Origin of the sequence: Providencia sp. PROV268 (genome assembly GCF_028477805.1) — a bacterium.
Classification (GTDB): domain Bacteria; phylum Pseudomonadota; class Gammaproteobacteria; order Enterobacterales; family Enterobacteriaceae; genus Providencia; species Providencia stuartii.
This window is the reverse complement of the sequence record NZ_JAMPLW010000018.1, coordinates 1-15,679: the sequence shown is the minus strand read 5'-3', so window position 1 is coordinate 15,679 and position 15,679 is coordinate 1. Positions and strand designations below refer to the sequence as shown.

At 43.2% G+C, this 15,679-nt stretch carries 16 protein-coding genes and 3 pseudogenes; 11 read left to right on the top strand and 8 right to left on the bottom strand.

Features of this window, described 5'->3' with window-relative positions:
* Positions 1–23 precede the first annotated feature (23 nt).
* Positions 24–1,067 (bottom strand): rod shape-determining protein, encoded by a 1,044-nt coding sequence (locus PR699_RS13620; protein ID WP_014657562.1) that lies wholly within the window; start codon positions 1,065–1,067, stop codon positions 24–26.
* A gap of 632 nt (positions 1,068–1,699) precedes the next feature.
* On the opposite strand from PR699_RS13620, the gene PR699_RS13615 reads away from it, so the two are divergent.
* From PR699_RS13615 to fis, 11 genes are all read left to right on the top strand, one after another.
* Positions 1,700–2,683: an oxidoreductase gene (locus PR699_RS13615; protein ID WP_014657561.1), complete on the top strand. Its 984-nt coding sequence runs from the start codon at positions 1,700–1,702 to the stop codon at positions 2,681–2,683.
* A 231-nt stretch (positions 2,684–2,914) separates the two neighbouring features.
* Entirely contained in the window at positions 2,915–3,358 is a 444-nt protein-coding gene (gene aroQ / locus PR699_RS13610; RefSeq protein WP_004925554.1) for a type II 3-dehydroquinate dehydratase, read from the top strand.
* Between the two features lie 39 nt (positions 3,359–3,397).
* Positions 3,398–3,874, top strand: a complete 477-nt coding sequence (gene accB, locus PR699_RS13605) for an acetyl-CoA carboxylase biotin carboxyl carrier protein (protein ID WP_004925558.1) — start codon at positions 3,398–3,400, stop codon at positions 3,872–3,874.
* A gap of 12 nt (positions 3,875–3,886) precedes the next feature.
* Positions 3,887–5,233 carry an acetyl-CoA carboxylase biotin carboxylase subunit gene (gene accC / locus PR699_RS13600; protein ID WP_004925561.1) on the top strand — a complete coding sequence of 449 codons (1,347 nt, stop codon included), beginning with the start codon at positions 3,887–3,889 and terminating at the stop codon, positions 5,231–5,233.
* Positions 5,234–5,372: 139 nt separating this feature from the next.
* Positions 5,373–5,729 (top strand): YidH family protein, encoded by a 357-nt coding sequence (locus PR699_RS13595; RefSeq protein WP_004925566.1) that lies wholly within the window; start codon positions 5,373–5,375, stop codon positions 5,727–5,729.
* An 8-nt stretch (positions 5,730–5,737) separates the two neighbouring features.
* Positions 5,738–6,040 (top strand): DUF202 domain-containing protein, encoded by a 303-nt coding sequence (locus PR699_RS13590; protein WP_004925569.1) that lies wholly within the window; start codon positions 5,738–5,740, stop codon positions 6,038–6,040.
* A gap of 141 nt (positions 6,041–6,181) precedes the next feature.
* On the top strand, positions 6,182–6,424 hold the full coding sequence (locus PR699_RS13585; protein ID WP_004925572.1) for a YhdT family protein: 243 nt from the start codon (positions 6,182–6,184) through the stop codon (positions 6,422–6,424).
* Positions 6,414–7,877 carry a sodium/pantothenate symporter gene (gene panF / locus PR699_RS13580; RefSeq protein WP_014657560.1) on the top strand — a complete coding sequence of 488 codons (1,464 nt, stop codon included), beginning with the start codon at positions 6,414–6,416 and terminating at the stop codon, positions 7,875–7,877. Before PR699_RS13585 ends, panF begins: the two co-directional genes overlap by 11 nt.
* Before the next feature lie 17 nt (positions 7,878–7,894).
* Positions 7,895–8,779 carry a 50S ribosomal protein L11 methyltransferase gene (gene prmA, locus PR699_RS13575; RefSeq protein ID WP_014657559.1) on the top strand — a complete coding sequence of 295 codons (885 nt, stop codon included), beginning with the start codon at positions 7,895–7,897 and terminating at the stop codon, positions 8,777–8,779.
* Between the two features lie 317 nt (positions 8,780–9,096).
* Positions 9,097–10,062 (top strand): tRNA dihydrouridine synthase DusB, encoded by a 966-nt coding sequence (dusB, locus tag PR699_RS13570; RefSeq protein ID WP_014657558.1) that lies wholly within the window; start codon positions 9,097–9,099, stop codon positions 10,060–10,062.
* A gap of 24 nt (positions 10,063–10,086) precedes the next feature.
* Complete coding sequence (gene fis, locus PR699_RS13565; RefSeq protein WP_004258438.1) at positions 10,087–10,383, top strand: DNA-binding transcriptional regulator Fis; 297 nt, start codon at positions 10,087–10,089, stop codon at positions 10,381–10,383.
* A 569-nt stretch (positions 10,384–10,952) separates the two neighbouring features.
* Here fis and PR699_RS13560 read toward each other — a convergent pair.
* The 7 genes and pseudogenes from PR699_RS13560 to PR699_RS13530 all read right to left on the bottom strand — a co-directional run bounded on the left by PR699_RS13560 (position 10,953) and on the right by PR699_RS13530 (position 14,689).
* Positions 10,953–11,348 carry a hypothetical protein gene (locus PR699_RS13560; RefSeq protein WP_004925592.1) on the bottom strand — a complete coding sequence of 132 codons (396 nt, stop codon included), beginning with the start codon at positions 11,346–11,348 and terminating at the stop codon, positions 10,953–10,955.
* 18 nt (positions 11,349–11,366) lie between these two features.
* A complete protein-coding gene (locus PR699_RS13555; RefSeq protein WP_004925596.1) occupies positions 11,367–11,537 on the bottom strand; it encodes a hypothetical protein in 171 nt (56 codons plus the stop codon).
* Positions 11,538–11,541: 4 nt separating this feature from the next.
* Entirely contained in the window at positions 11,542–11,778 is a 237-nt protein-coding gene (locus PR699_RS13550) for a WYL domain-containing protein (RefSeq protein WP_223854669.1), read from the bottom strand.
* The gene (locus PR699_RS13545; protein WP_014657556.1) at positions 11,763–12,239 is read right to left on the bottom strand and encodes a hypothetical protein; all 477 of its coding nucleotides are present in this window, start codon (positions 12,237–12,239) and stop codon (positions 11,763–11,765) included. The genes PR699_RS13550 and PR699_RS13545 overlap by 16 nt, the downstream gene beginning before the upstream one ends.
* Before the next feature lie 212 nt (positions 12,240–12,451).
* Positions 12,452–13,288: pseudogene (locus PR699_RS13540) on the bottom strand (DUF932 domain-containing protein).
* Between the two features lie 13 nt (positions 13,289–13,301).
* Positions 13,302–13,725 (bottom strand): annotated as a pseudogene (locus PR699_RS13535) (antirestriction protein).
* Positions 13,726–13,816: 91 nt separating this feature from the next.
* Positions 13,817–14,689: pseudogene (locus PR699_RS13530) on the bottom strand (GTPase family protein).
* Positions 14,690–15,679: the final 990 nt, after the last annotated feature.

The window sequence follows — 15,679 nt, the reverse complement described above, 5'->3', positions numbered from 1 at the left end:
CCCCAGCTTGCCTATAGCGTTATTTAGTCATCGCTAAACAGATCGCCACCGTGCATATCAATCATCTCTAGTGCTTTACCGCCACCACGAGCAACACAGGTCAAAGGATCTTCAGCAACGATAACAGGTATACCTGTCTCTTCCATTAGTAAGCGATCGAGGTTACGTAGCAGAGCACCGCCACCAGTTAATACCATACCGCGTTCTGAAATATCAGAAGCTAATTCAGGAGGGCACTGTTCTAATGCTAACATGACAGCACTAACTATACCGGTTAGTGGCTCTTGCAATGCCTCTAAAATTTCATTTGAATTCATTTTGAAGCCGCGCGGCACACCTTCAGCGAGGTTACGACCACGAACTTCTATTTCATAAACTTCATCAGTTGGGTAAGCAGAACCGATACCATGCTTAATACGCTCAGCGGTTGCCTCACCAATTAAAGAGCCATAGTTGCGACGAACATAGTTAATGATCGCCTCATCAAAACGGTCACCCCCAATGCGAACAGAAGAAGAATAGACAACACCATTCAACGAAATAACCGCTACCTCGGTAGTACCACCACCGATATCAACAACCATTGAACCTGTCGCTTCAGAAACCGGCAACCCAGCACCAATTGCCGCAGCCATAGGTTCTTCAATTAAAAAGACTTCACGTGCACCCGCACTTAACGCAGATTCACGAATTGCTTTACGTTCAACTTGAGTTGCGCCAACAGGAACGCAGACCAGCACACGAGGGCTTGGGCGAAGGAAACTATTGCTATGAACCTGTTTGATAAAATGCTGAAGCATTTTTTCAGTTAAGAAAAAGTCTGCAATAACACCATCTTTCATTGGTCTTATCGCTGAAATGTTACCTGGTGTACGCCCCAGCATTTGCTTAGCTTCACCACCAACAGCCGCGACGCTTTTTGGCGTACCTGAGCGGTCTTGGCGAATAGCGACAACAGAAGGTTCATTTAATTTTACGCCTTGTCCTTTGACATAAATAAGGGTATTGGCCGTACCCAAGTCAATTGACAAGTCATTAGAAAACATGCCACGAAATTTTTTAAACATAACGAAAGGGTTATCCTGCAAGCTGGGGACGAATAAAAACCCGTCTACTCTACCAACCACTTGAAGCTGTCTCAAGGCGTTAATGAGCCGCTTCGAAAAATATGGTTAATCCATCTGTTGTTACAGCACAAATGACTGTACATGCCTCTTTAGAAAACGAAGCAGATAACAACCTTTAAAAAGGGCCATTTATTGGTGAGTAAATTTAACTTATTTATGCATAAATTTATCAACAGACAATAGCACTTTGGTTGTTATATACGCCGTCTTCTCTTCCACCCTGTGTTGACAAGTTTTTATAGCTACAAGTTCAAATAATATTTTGTTATTTTTTTTATTGTTGCACATCGACTAGCTTCACAGCTAAACACGTGCATTTTCTGTATGTTAGTTCCATTACTCACTAAAGAAACTAGGTAATGGTACTTATTCACAAACAGAAATCTTCGTAACGTGATATTTTGCACGATAAAACAGTGTTTATGCCAGAAAAAATTACATTTTTACAAATTAATTACAATAGTAATGATACGAGCGTCACAACTCACTCGGTTGCGATAAAGTTGCCATGATAGATATCATTCATTATTCTTAAATTGACTAAAAAATCCCCTCAAAATTAGGAGCGAAGTATGAAAGCCCTCGTCCTACAGAAACACGATGACCAACTCACATCCGATATCCAATCCATTCCCACTGAACAACTTCCTGCTGGAGATGTTATCGTGGATATTTATTGGTCCACATTAAATTATAAAGATGCCCTCGCTATCAGTGGTAAGGCAGGGATTGTACGTCAATACCCCATGGTGCCTGGCATTGATTTCTCGGGTGTCGTACACCACAGCGAAGATCCTCGCTTTAGTGTCGGCCAACATGTTTTACTCACAGGCTGGGGTGTAGGCGAAACGCACTGGGGTGGACTGGCGACACAAGCTCGTGTTCCCGCAGATTACCTCACCCCGCTTCCTGAAGATTTATCATTACGCCAAGCGATGATTATCGGTACGGCAGGCTTCACCGCTATGCTCTGTGTCAACGCATTAGAAGATGCTGGGATCACGCCAGAGAGAGGGGAAATTATTGTCAGTGGCGCTAGCGGCGGTGTCGGCTCTACCGCAATACAGCTTTTATCATCGTTAGGCTATGATGTCGTTGCCATCTCAGGACGCGCCGAAAACAGTGACTATTTGCAGCAAATAGGGGCGAAAAGAGTGCTACCACGAAGCCAATTTACCTCCCCGGCCAAACCACTTGATAAGCAACATTGGGCTGGTGCAATTGATACGGTAGGCGCAGAGGTACTCGCGAATATATTAGCCCAAACACAATATAATGGCGCTGTCGCGGCTTGTGGCCTAGCCGGAGGATTTTCATTACCGACGACTGTCATGCCATTTATTTTGCGCAATATTCGCCTGCAAGGCGTCGATTCTGTTTACTACCCTGCCGCGAAGCGCTCCGCCGTTTGGCAACGCCTCACGCAATTACTTCCTGAGTCATTTTATACACAGGTTACCTCAGAAATTACCTTAACGCAGTCCATTGAGTACGCACAAAAGATCTTAAAAAATCAGATAACAGGGCGTACACTGGTGAACATTTCGCGTTCATAATTTGAATTTGTGCGGAGATATTCAGAAATTTGGATTACCGCACAATTCAAAAAATAAATTCGGGTAATTTCTCTGATAAGACCAGTATTTTGCTGTCATATGCCACGAAATAATTATAATAGCGTTTTTTATCGATAAAGATTTCATTTATTTTTATGATAAAAGATGACAAACCGCCAACATCAGGTTATGTTGTCAGGTTATTGACATATCGTCGGAGTTAGCACCACAATGACAGAAGATATTCACATTTTACTCCTCAATGGACCGAATCTAAACCTACTTGGCACAAGGGAGCCAGAGAAATATGGTAATCAAACTCTGGTAGATATTGTCTCCAAGTTAACCGCAGAAGCGGAACAGCTAGGTGTAAAATTGAGTCATTTTCAGTCTAATGCAGAACATGAGTTGATTGAAAAGATTCATGCTGCAAAAGATAACGTAGATTTTATTCTGATTAACCCGGCGGCATTCACACATACAAGTGTTGCCCTACGTGATGCATTATTAGCAGTTGCACTCCCGTTTATCGAGATCCATCTGTCTAATGTGCATGCCAGAGAACCGTTTCGCCATCACTCCTATCTTTCCGATAAAGCTGTCGGTGTGATTTGTGGTCTTGGTGCTGACGGTTACAGTTTCGCGTTACAGGCAGCGGTTAACCGTCTGTCATAAATCAATTAAATCCAAATATAAGAGTACGGAATCATATCCATGGATATTCGTAAAATTAAAAAGCTGATCGAACTGGTCGAAGAGTCTGGTATTTCTGAACTGGAAATTTCTGAAGGTGAAGAATCAGTACGCATCAGTCGCGTTTCAGCTACTTCTCAGGTCATGACGGCTCCTCAACAATTTTATTCAGCGCCAGCAGCTCAGCCAGCATTAGCTACCGCTGTTGCACCTGCTCAAGAAGCGGCGGCGGCAGCCCCAGCTCCAGCAGCGGCTGCTGTTGCGGGCCACCAAGTTCGCTCACCTATGGTGGGAACTTTCTACCGTTCACCAAGCCCTGAAGCAAAACCATTTATTGAAGTTGGCCAAACTGTCAACGTCGGTGATCCACTTTTCATCATCGAAGCAATGAAAATGATGAACCAAATCGAAGCAGAAAAAGCAGGTGTTGTGAAAGCAATCCTGGCAGAGAACGGCGAGCCAATTGAATATGACCAGCCGTTGGTGGTTATCGAATAACGAGGCGTTTCCATGCTGGAAAAAATTGTCATTGCTAACCGTGGCGAAATCGCACTGCGTATTCTTCGTGCCTGTAAAGAGTTAGGCATTAAGACCGTAGCTGTGCACTCCGCGGCAGATAGTGATTTAAAACATGTGCTGTTGGCAGACGAGACTATTTGTATCGGCCCAGCAGCCTCCGCAAAAAGCTACTTGAACATTCCCGCTATCATTTCAGCGGCAGAGATTTCAGGGGCTCAAGCTATTCACCCAGGATATGGTTTCCTGTCTGAAAATGCTGATTTTGCTGAACAAGTTGAACGTTCAGGCTTTATTTTTATCGGACCAAAAGCTGAAACCATCCGCCTAATGGGCGATAAAGTTTCCGCTATCGAAGCGATGAAAATTGCCGGTGTTCCTTGTGTACCAGGTTCTGATGGTCCACTAGGCAGCGATACTGATAAAAACAAAGCTATCGCACAACGTATCGGCTATCCTGTTATCATCAAAGCCTCTGGCGGCGGCGGTGGTCGTGGTATGCGTGTTGTGCGTAACGAAAAAGATTTGGAATCTTCCATCAATCTGACGCGTGCAGAAGCTAAAGCGGCCTTCAATAATGATATGGTTTACATGGAAAAATACCTTGAAAACCCTCGTCATGTTGAAATTCAAGTTATGGCTGATGGTCAAGGCAATGCCATTTACTTGGCAGAGCGTGACTGCTCAATGCAACGTCGCCACCAAAAAGTCGTTGAAGAAGCCCCAGCACCAGGTATTACTCCTGAAGTTCGCCGCAATATCGGTGAGCGTTGTGCTAATGCTTGTATCGAAATTGGCTATCGTGGTGCAGGTACTTTCGAATTCCTCTATGAGAATGGTGAATTCTACTTTATTGAGATGAACACCCGTATTCAGGTTGAGCATCCAGTAACAGAGATGGTCACTGGCGTTGACTTGATCAAAGAACAGTTACGCATCGCATCTGGTTTACCATTATCAGTAAAACAGGAAGATGTTATCGTTCGTGGTCATGCGATTGAATGTCGTATCAATGCTGAAGATCCGAATACCTTTATGCCTAGCCCAGGTAAGATCACCCGTTTCCATTCGCCAGGTGGCTTTGGTGTTCGTTGGGAATCTCACATTTATGCAGGCTATAGCGTACCGCCATACTATGACTCAATGATTGGTAAATTGATCACCTACGGTGAAACACGTGAAATCGCCATTATGCGTATGAAGAATGCGCTTAATGAGCTGATCATCGATGGCATCAAAACCAATATTGAACTGCACCAAATGATCATGAATGATGAAAACTTCCAAAAAGGTGGCACTAACATCCACTATTTGGAGAAAAAACTCGGTATTCAGGAGTAATGACTGAAACACTGAGATTCACCTCTCATTCATCAAATACCGGAAAGTCACCTTTCCGGTATTTTTTTATCTCATAATCAAGCTATCATGAGTCACATACCCCAAACACCACCACGACAATCAACATAGTGAAAAAACCATGTCTTTTAAACGTAATAAGTGGAAAAACATTGGAAAAACGCCAGACTATCGATTCTCATTGGCGAATGAAAGAACATTTCTAGCATGGATCAGAACCGCGTTAGCACTATTAGCGGGTGCTATTGCCATTGAACAGCTCCTACATGAGGCTGCCGCCCCTTGGCTAAGAACCTTATTAGCGGTTTTTCTTGCATCTGCGGGGGGGATTACCGCCATTATGGCTCTTTATCGCTGGCGACAAAACGAAATCGCTATGCGTAAAGAGGAGCCGTTACAATACACCTCCTTTCTTACTATGATGACGCTATTCATTACCGTCATTGCCGTCATTTCACTCTTCTACGTTCTGCTATAGGCACTATCATGCGTGATCCTGGTTTACAGCCGGAAAGAACACAACAAGCCTGGAGCCGTACTTTGCTCCTGTTAGCAATCAATGGGTTATTATTCTTACGACTAGGGCTAATACAGTCGTCATGGCTAGCGTTATTAGGAGCTGTCATTGCGATCGCCCTACTGTGCTTAATTAGCTTCAAAAGGAGTATTTCAACAGCGTATCAAAATAGTGGACTTAAGATAGATAGCTCACTTTTTCTTTATATTACGGCTTTTGCTATTTTTACTATGTCCATCCTATTGATTGTGCACCTGCTGGTAGATAAATAATACTTACTATCCTACATACTCAAAATTATCTTTGGTTGTAAACTAAGCACCTTGGCTTTCCTTGGTCTGTTTTTTTACACACATTCCTAGGTTTATCGTACAATCCCTGATTATTTTTATTTCTATGAGGGGGAAATACGTATGGATAAACGTTTTCTTCAATCAAACAGGGAAGCTCGCTGGTCACTCTATCTGACGCTCGCCTATTTAGTTGGTTGGGTTATTTGTGCCTATCTTCCGAGTAATGCGATTGGCTTGACAGGTTTACCTTTATGGTTTGAATGGTCATGTCTCATCCTACCGGTCATTTTCATTTTACTGTGTATTATGATGGTCAAAATTATTTTTAAAGATATTCCGCTGGAGGATAGGGATGCAGACTGAAGTTCTACTACCTCTAATTGGTTATCTTGCACTCGTATTCTTGCTATCTGTGTACGCTTATCGCAAACGCACAAAGGGAGAATTCCTCAATGAGTATTTTTTAGGGAATCGCTCTATGGGGGGTTTTGTGCTCGCTATGACGATCACAGCAACCTATGTCAGCGCCAGTTCATTTATCGGTGGACCAGGAGCAGCCTATAAATATGGGCTAGGTTGGGTACTACTTGCCATGATCCAGCTTCCTGCTATCTGGCTATCACTGGGTGTACTAGGGAAAAAATTTGCCATCTTAGCTCGCCGATACAATGCAGTAACACTCAATGATATGCTTTATGCACGTTACCAAAGCCGCTTTTTAGTTGGGTTTGCAAGTATCAGTTTGCTCGTCGCCTTTTTCGGCGCAATGACCGTGCAATTTATTGGCGGTGCACGACTACTCGAAACCGCTGCGGGTATCCCTTATACCTATGGCTTAATGATTTTTGGTATCTCTATCGCACTCTATACCGCTATCGGTGGTTTTCGAGCTAGTGTGCTCAATGATGCCTTACAAGGCCTCGTTATGTTGTTAGGTACGGTTATTTTGCTTGTTGCGATCATTTACCATGCAGGTGGGCTTGGCGCGGCAGTCGAAAAAATTCAGGCCATTGACCCTAAACTGGTTTCCGTAGAAGGTGCCGATGATATTCTTAGTGGCCCTTTCCTTGCCTCTTTTTGGATTTTAGTCTGTTTTGGGGTGATTGGTTTGCCACACACGGCTGTACGCTGTATTTCCTACAAAGACAGTAAAGCCGTTCACCGTGGTATCGTAATAGGCACAATCGTGATGGCAATACTCATGTTTGGTATGCACTTTGCCGGAGCCTTAGGCCGCGCCGTCTTACCTGATCTCACTATTCCAGATCAGGTTATTCCAACATTGATGGTGCAAGTGCTACCACCTTTTGCGGCGGGTATTTTCTTAGCCGCACCAATGGCAGCAATCATGTCAACCATCAACGCACAGCTATTGCAGTCATCAGCTACGATTGTAAAAGATATCTATTTAAGCGCCGCCCCCGAACAAATTAAGAATGAGAAAAAGCTCTCCCGCATTTCGAGTTTTTCAACCTTAATACTCGGTATCTTGCTGCTGTTCGCGGCATGGGATCCCCCCAAAATGATCATTTGGCTCAACTTGCTGGCCTTTGGTGGACTGGAGGCAGTGTTTTTATGGCCACTGGTTTTAGGCCTATATTGGCAAAAAGCCAACAGCAAGGGAGCGATTAGCAGTATGATTGTAGGCGGCGTCTCTTATGCTCTACTGGCATCATTTAAAATCGAAATCATGGGGTTCCACGCCATCGTGCCTTCACTACTATTTAGCTTGATTGCTTTTATAATTGGTAATCTTTTCGGTAAAAATCCAGTACAATTGGCGCCCAATGAGCAGGCTACGCCCGCAAAAAATTAAGTTAAAAGAGAATAACTATGCCTTGGATACAACTCAGACTCAACTCAACAGGCCAACAAGCCGAAGCTCTCGGCGATGAACTTATTGAAAGTGGCGCAGTGTCAGTCACCTTTCAAGATAGTCATGATACCCCTGTTTTCGAACCGTTACCGGGAGAAACACGACTATGGGGCGATACGGATGTTATCGGCCTTTATGATGCTGAAACTGACATGAACATGGTTGTGGCACAACTTGAAAACAGCCCTCTGCTCGAAAAAGGTTTTGTTCACAAAATCGAGCAACTGGAAGATAAAGACTGGGAAAGAGAGTGGATGGGCAATTTTCATCCTATGCGCTTTGGGCAACGCCTGTGGATCTGCCCAAGCTGGCGTGATGTTCCAGATCCTAACGCAGTCAATGTCATGTTAGACCCTGGCCTTGCCTTTGGTACAGGTACTCATCCAACAACGTCGTTATGTCTAGAGTGGCTGGATGGACTTGATCTTGAAGGTAAAACCGTCATCGATTTTGGTTGTGGATCCGGTATTCTTGCGATCGCCGCATTAAAATTAGGTGCAGCACAAGCTATCGGGATCGACATTGATCCACAGGCGATTATCGCAAGTCGTGATAATGCGGAGCGCAACGGTGTCTCAGAACGCCTATCACTCTACTTGCCTAAAGACCAGCCAAAAGAGCTACAAGCCGATGTCGTGGTCGCCAATATCTTAGCTGGCCCATTACGTGAGTTAGCGCCTATGATAAGCGTATTGCCTCGTACAGGAGGTTTATTAGGGCTTTCAGGTGTCCTTGCTACCCAAGCAGAAGGGGTGGCCGATGCTTATCGTCAACTGTTTGAGATAGACCCTATCGCTGAAAAAGATGAATGGTGTCGTATCACTGGTGTCAAGCGTTTTTGACAAATTTATAATAAAAATCAGTGAATAATTTCTTTGAAATTAGGGCAGGAATAGATTATCTTATAGCTCAAATATTGTTCAACTGCTGGTGATATTCTATCCTGCTTGAGATTTGAACGGACTAACAGCGGTTTTCGTGTGCTTTTTTACAAACATACCTAACCCATTGTTATAAAAGACTAATAGTTGTATTTTGAAAAAATCAAGATAAAAAAGTTAGTGATAAATAACGGTTTGCTCAAAGTTTGTCCTTTCATATCTCGAAAAAAATGCGTAATATACGCGCCCTTGCAGTCACAGTATGGCCCCCTTTAGTTATGCGAATCGGACAATATCAGTTGAGAAACTGTCTTATTGCTGCCCCCATGGCAGGCATTACGGATAGACCATTTAGGTCCCTCTGTTATGACATGGGTGCGGGGATGACGGTATCAGAAATGCTTTCTTCTAACCCACAGGTTTGGAAGACTGACAAATCGAGACTAAGAATGATCCATCGCGATGAACCGGGGGTGCGTTCCGTTCAAATAGCTGGCAATGATCCCGATGAAATGGCTGCTGCGGCTCAGATTAATGTTGAGAGTGGTGCCCAGATCATTGATATCAATATGGGCTGTCCAGCTAAGAAAGTGAATCGTAAGTTGGCAGGCTCTGCACTCTTGCGCTATCCCGATTTGGTGAAGTCTATCCTGTCGGCAGTCGTAAAAGCAGTAGATGTGCCTGTTACACTGAAGATCCGCACAGGTTGGTCACCTGAAGAACGAAACTGCATAGAAATTGCCAAATTGGCCGAAGATTGTGGTATTCAAGCGCTGACCATTCACGGCAGGACTCGTGCCTGTTTGTTTAATGGTGAAGCTGAGTACGACAACATACGGGCAGTTAAGCAGACTGTTGCCATACCGGTTATCGCCAATGGTGACATTACTGACCCGCTTAAAGCCAGAGCTGTCTTAGATTACACGGGGGCTGATGCCCTAATGGTAGGACGAGCAGCTCAGGGAAGACCCTGGATCTTTCGGGAAATCCAGCATTATCTGGACACAGGTGAAATGTTGCCCCCCATGCCTATGGCAGAGGTGAAGCGCATTATGATTGCGCACGTACAGGAGTTGCACGACTTTTATGGTCAAGGCAAAGGAGCCCGTATAGCGCGCAAACATGTCTCTTGGTATTTAAAAGAGCATGCACCTGATGACCAGTTCCGGCGCTCATTCAACGCCATTGAGGACGCCAGCGAACAGCTGGAGGTGTTGGAAGCATTTTTTGAATATTTTGCGTAAATAAAGATAAGAGCTGACAGAACTATGTTCGAACAACGCGTAAATTCTGACGTACTAACCGTTGCTACTGTAAATTCACAAGATCAAGTAACTCAAAAACCATTGCGTGATTCAGTTAAGCAAGCACTGAAGAACTATTTTGCTCAATTAAACAATCAAGATGTTAATGATTTATATGAGCTGGTATTGGCTGAGGTAGAGCAGCCTTTGTTGGACATGGTTATGCAATATACCCGTGGAAACCAGACCCGTGCAGCCCTGATGATGGGTATCAACCGCGGTACTCTGCGTAAGAAGCTGAAAAAATACGGCATGAACTAATCCTAGTCGGTTAATGCTTTGTTTTTAAAGGCGCAATAGTGAACAACTATTGCGCCTACCCCTTAAAACGACTACACAATTGACTGCACAGAGAAAACATAGTCTATAATGTTATTTTCATTTTATTCAAAATGACATACCTAGCCTATACCTTTAGGAAAACAGTGAAATTGTTCTTGCCATTCAATCTGTTCTGCTTTTATCCAGCCTATTTTATCCGACTCTACTAAATTGCCATACGGAGTGGCAGCCTGATAAAGCTGCACCCATGTGTTATCGGCAGTACGTTTAGCGACCCAAAAATACTTCAGTGTTCCAGGCTTTGGGTAGGAAGTAAAGAAGTAAAGGAAGGGCTATTTGGATACTCATAAACGATGATCGGGTTTTTAGGCTCGTTGAGAAAAGAAACACATTCACGATCACTGAATACAGAAGAAATCTTAAGGTCAATGCTGATGATCCCTAACAGTGAGAGCCCAATCGGCAGCATTTTATCGATATTGCGTGGAAACATTAGACAATGATCTCAATATGTTTAGCCAATATTTTTTGACGAATGGCAACGTTTCTCATGGCTGCTCACCTTGAGTCGTTAAAAAGTAATGGTGAATTTTTTTGTGGCTAAAAAATCCACAGCCAATCGCAATTAATAGCGCACAGACGATAATTAGGCCGATAATAACTGAGAGTGTTGTGCTGACTAGGTTAGGGCTAAGGCGAAAGGTGTAGTGGATACTGCGAAATGCACATATCACCCACAGCAGCAATTGGGCGAGACATTGAGGGATAATCAGTGCAAGTACATAAAGTATGAGGTAGAACAGCGGAATGGCAAAGGGGCTTAGGACTAGCCCCTCGAGGCTGAAATGTGTGACGAGTATTATGGTGAGTATGAAACACAGAATGAGGGTGATAATGAATGCGATGCGTTCAAGACCTAGGCGAATGTGTGCAAGGGTATTCATTAGATATCTCCTATTAATTTAAGCTTGCTGAAATGCTTGAGTTTGCTCTTGTGACGGAATGTGCCAATCATGACCGCAATCACGGCACATCCAGCCAGTTCCCCACAGAATAATGTCTTTATCAGAATGGCAATGTGGGCAATCGGTCGGGAGTGACGGAGGAGTAGACAAAATTGAATGATGTAGCATGGGATTATCCTTCTGTTGTTGAAATGAGGGGCATCAGCAATTGCGATATCAATCGAAAATGCGGTAACGCAGCGATAAAACTGTTTTGTTGCGAAAGTTGGTTGATATTTTTTTGGGGAATAAATGTACTGGATAGTGGTTTAACGGACTGAATATCTTCCAAAAGAAACACATGGACTTTCTGGTGGTATTCCGCCAATAAATACCATTGCCCTTCTCGGTAAATTAATTGATAAGGCATAACGGGTGAAAACGGCGTTCAGCGGTCAGTAAGGTAATGTGCTGATAGCCTATGATGGCATAGACTAATTGATAAAAATGCTCGGCATGCTCCGCTGAAGTTTGGTGGGCGTGATGCCAAATCAAATAAGGTGCATGGGGCTGCTGAGTTAACAGTAATCCCAGTAAGCGACTGTCTAGCCCCGGAAACAATCGAGTCATTCCAATCTGTTTCACAAAGGTAAGAACATCTTTGTCTCGATAAGCTTTTAGCGTATTGATGGGTAAGCGATAACAACCTTGCCGACCTTCTACCCCCAGATAAGCCAAGCGTTCACGTAAATCCCGTTGTAACGTGCGTTCAGAAACATTGAACTCTTGGGCTAAACATGAGAGCACAAGGCTTTCTCCTGCCATTAATCGGGTAATCAGTGCCGATAAACGCATAGCCATACGGTCATATTTTCGATTTGTTGGAAGCATAAACGCGTGCTCTTGTGTACAAACATCATGTTGTTATAAAAAGGAAAAGTGTAACGGAGGGAGAGGACAGGTTATGTCTGTTGGGAAAAATTCTCATTGAGCTATTTAGTGATAAAAAGTGAATTCTAATGAATTGATAAATAAGGTTATGTTGTTTATTTAGACAATGAGAAAAATGAGGGATGACGACAAAACCTGTCAGGGAGGGAAAATTAGTTGGGTTGGCGAGAAGCGAGTTGGTTAAATAAGGTATCCGCCATCACCCACAGGGCTTTATTAAGTTTGATATCGCCATCAATCCCATTCACTGAACGAGTGCGAGCGCGCTTACCTTTTGCGGTACGACCTGATAATCCCCCTTTAATCAGATTTTCTTGTAGGCGTTGGTACACTGTCCATAAGTCTTCTTTTTTATCTTCAAAACGGCGAGGCTGTAGAACTTATTCTCGTGTGACAGGCTGGAACTCTTCACCAAAGCGGTAGGTCAAAGCCGCTTCAGCAAAGGCTTGCTGGGCGGGTGGCGGTAACAATAGCGACTGCATACTTTCGCATTTTTCAGTGACCTGTTCGAACGTATCGAGTACCTCATAAGCGCCTTCAATTACTTTGCCCACCACATCCCCTTTATGAGGCACACGCACTTCCCCCAATACATCGCCGTAAATCAGCCCATTCGCACAGACTTGGCGAAATAATCCCGGCAACATTTGGTAGCTGCTGGTGCCATCATGGCTATTGAGCAAGATAATTTCAGGGACTTGGCTCCCCGTAATTTGGTCATGGCGACGTAATCGAAGCATATGCTTGGTGTATTCTCGGCGGCTGACATCACGCACGCGAGTTTGACAGGCAAAGAACGGGTAAAAACCTTCTTTTTGTAGACTGTCTAACAAGGTGATGGTGGGAATGTAAGTATAGCGTTCACTACGTGACCCATGCTTATCTTCGGAGAAAACGCTCGGTACAGTACGGAATAATTCTTCAATGGTGAGTGGACGGTCACGACGAATACTGTTAGCAGAACCAAAACGCGGAGCTAATAAACTCATGATAGACTCCTGATCAATCAATTAAGTGGAAAATGGCAGCTGATTCGGAATGTTGTGAAGCGTAGTCACGCAACTGATAAAAGCGGTCGCACATCACTTCGCTTTCTGTTTGGAATGACCAGATGCTATACAGGATAAGGCATACCGCAATGCCTGCCGCCTCTTGGCGCACGGTGGCTTCATTGCCGTTGTGCATGTTGAATAGGGTTAAGGTGTCCGCGTTGATATCGGGGTAGAAAAACACCACCATTACTGAGCGTGCCGTACTCCCAATAACCGCCACGGTATTCATCGCAGAATTGTCCCATTGTGGTGAAGATCACCACTTCAAATGTGGCCCAACCTTTTACTGCACCAAAATGGTTGAACCAAAAATCAAGGCGTTGTTCATCGGGAACGAGTGTCATTGCAATAGCAGATTCAATTTTATTATTCATCAGTTGATACTCCAGGAAAAAGAAATAAAAAAGCGCCAATCCCGTTAAGGACTGGCGCTGAGAGTGATAAGTAATGAGTTAAGTTAAGAAGCTAAAAGAACAGGCTCCACAGGGATTTAGCGACGGAGACGATGCTGTTTTTGGCTATACTAATCGTGCTTTTTATCAAGACAGGTAGAGGAAGGATGTCTATCAGCGTATCGACGACATCACTGACACATTACCCAAAATCGTTACGTGCAGAATTTTCCACAGATTGCGTCCGATAAGGGCGGTGCAGTTGCCTAGCTACCCCGCTGCTGGCTTGTGCTGGTAACGTCTGTATTAATTGCTCTGCTAATTCAGTCAGTTGATAGTTTTCGATTGCAGATACAATCATCACAGGGTTATGTGGCTTAAAGGCGGTTACTACGGCTTTTTGCTTTAATTCTAAGTTAGCCGATTGCTCAGGGGATGGCTGGTGGTACAGCTCATTCCATTGGCGACAGGGCTCTATTTTGTCAGCTTGGTTCAGCACAAATAGAAAACGGTTTGGATGATAACCACATTGTTCAGTCAGAAAGTGGTAGCACTGTTCATCCGATGACCATGCTCTGTCATCGGCTTTGAGTACCCAGATGATAAAATCCAGTTCTGGCAATAAGTTACGGTATAGCGAGTGGTACTCTTTATCTCGCTCAAGGCTTTCTCCTACGCCGGGTAAATCCACAAAGGTGAGTGTGTGGTTGTTCATCGTCATACTGAAGCGCTGAACCTGTCGTGTGCAGCCAGAGACATTACTGACATGGGATAGAGAGGACTGAAATAGCGCGTTGATAAGGCTGGATTTTCCTGCACCTGTCTTACCCATGATTCCAATGGTGGGTGAGTAGTTGATTAAGTGGTTGAGTTGGGTGGAAAAGAGCGTTTGAAATGAATGCGGTAAGGTGGATAGTGCTGTTTTAAATGGATTCCTTTGGGACATATTGCTCCTTGAAATAAAAGAAAATAACAATTATTCAAAGAGATAATATATATCTGAGATTATTTGTAATGATACGAATGGTGGCACGGTTTTCAAAGAACACTCACCGAGCTTTAACGACAACCAATTGTGCATATAAGGTGAATAAACATAAAATGAGTTGATGAATGACAGGGCTTTAGTAAAGTAAAAAAGCGCCTCTGTAAGCCGAGGCAAATACTTGGAATATTGATTATTTGTTCTATGAATACCCAAATTTCAAATGGGTAGACGAATGATATCAACAAAAGTTATTTAATCCAGAAATAAATTATAACAAATTACAAGGGTGATGATTTGTAAACGATTGGCTTACGATGAATATCTATATTCAATAAGTTAGATTAATTGAAGCTGACGTCTTTTTCTCAATAGGAAAGGATAGAGAGTGTACGATGTAATATCGTGACAAATATTCTGAAAAAATGGAAAATGGACATAAAAAAATGTTTTTTTATATGTTAATTCGATAAATCACTAAGTGTTGGAATAAAATACATTTTAAGCGTGGATTTTAAGAGCATTACACTATGTTGTTAAGACGGTTAATCCCTGTGGAATTAAATGTTAATCTAAGAGTGTTTTTTTATTTTTATTAATCAATGAGTTATCTCATTTTTTCTGTATGAAATATTTAGTAACATAGTTTATTTCTATGTACATTAGAACTTACTGGGCTTGTCGTGAATTAGTGTGTTTTTTGTTCGAGGTTTATTCTGATACTGCTTTAATTTGACATCTTTATTAGCATTATATAGCGAAATTTCAACCAGTTTACGCTAAGTCACTTATCCTAGAGAGATACAAAAAGGTCGACAGGTTTACAGTCCATTCATAAGATTTTATTATCCTTAATGTAAATCTTACCGTGCGCACTGGCTGAGATGACGGAAATTAATAGATAATTACATTTACCTAACTCAACTTGTCATTTTGGATAAAGGATATCGC

Coding starts and splice junctions, on each gene's coding strand:
- PR699_RS13620 (WP_014657562.1), bottom strand. CDS start 1,067: ATGTTTAAAAAATTTCGTGGCATGTTTTCTAATGACTTGTCAATTGAC.
- PR699_RS13615 (WP_014657561.1), top strand. CDS start 1,700: ATGAAAGCCCTCGTCCTACAGAAACACGATGACCAACTCACATCCGAT.
- aroQ (WP_004925554.1), top strand. CDS start 2,915: ATGACAGAAGATATTCACATTTTACTCCTCAATGGACCGAATCTAAAC.
- accB (WP_004925558.1), top strand. CDS start 3,398: ATGGATATTCGTAAAATTAAAAAGCTGATCGAACTGGTCGAAGAGTCT.
- accC (WP_004925561.1), top strand. CDS start 3,887: ATGCTGGAAAAAATTGTCATTGCTAACCGTGGCGAAATCGCACTGCGT.
- PR699_RS13595 (WP_004925566.1), top strand. CDS start 5,373: ATGTCTTTTAAACGTAATAAGTGGAAAAACATTGGAAAAACGCCAGAC.
- PR699_RS13590 (WP_004925569.1), top strand. CDS start 5,738: ATGCGTGATCCTGGTTTACAGCCGGAAAGAACACAACAAGCCTGGAGC.
- PR699_RS13585 (WP_004925572.1), top strand. CDS start 6,182: ATGGATAAACGTTTTCTTCAATCAAACAGGGAAGCTCGCTGGTCACTC.
- panF (WP_014657560.1), top strand. CDS start 6,414: ATGCAGACTGAAGTTCTACTACCTCTAATTGGTTATCTTGCACTCGTA.
- prmA (WP_014657559.1), top strand. CDS start 7,895: ATGCCTTGGATACAACTCAGACTCAACTCAACAGGCCAACAAGCCGAA.
- dusB (WP_014657558.1), top strand. CDS start 9,097: ATGCGAATCGGACAATATCAGTTGAGAAACTGTCTTATTGCTGCCCCC.
- fis (WP_004258438.1), top strand. CDS start 10,087: ATGTTCGAACAACGCGTAAATTCTGACGTACTAACCGTTGCTACTGTA.
- PR699_RS13560 (WP_004925592.1), bottom strand. CDS start 11,348: ATGAATACCCTTGCACACATTCGCCTAGGTCTTGAACGCATCGCATTC.
- PR699_RS13555 (WP_004925596.1), bottom strand. CDS start 11,537: ATGCTACATCATTCAATTTTGTCTACTCCTCCGTCACTCCCGACCGAT.
- PR699_RS13550 (WP_223854669.1), bottom strand. CDS start 11,778: ATGCCTTATCAATTAATTTACCGAGAAGGGCAATGGTATTTATTGGCG.
- PR699_RS13545 (WP_014657556.1), bottom strand. CDS start 12,239: ATGCTTCCAACAAATCGAAAATATGACCGTATGGCTATGCGTTTATCG.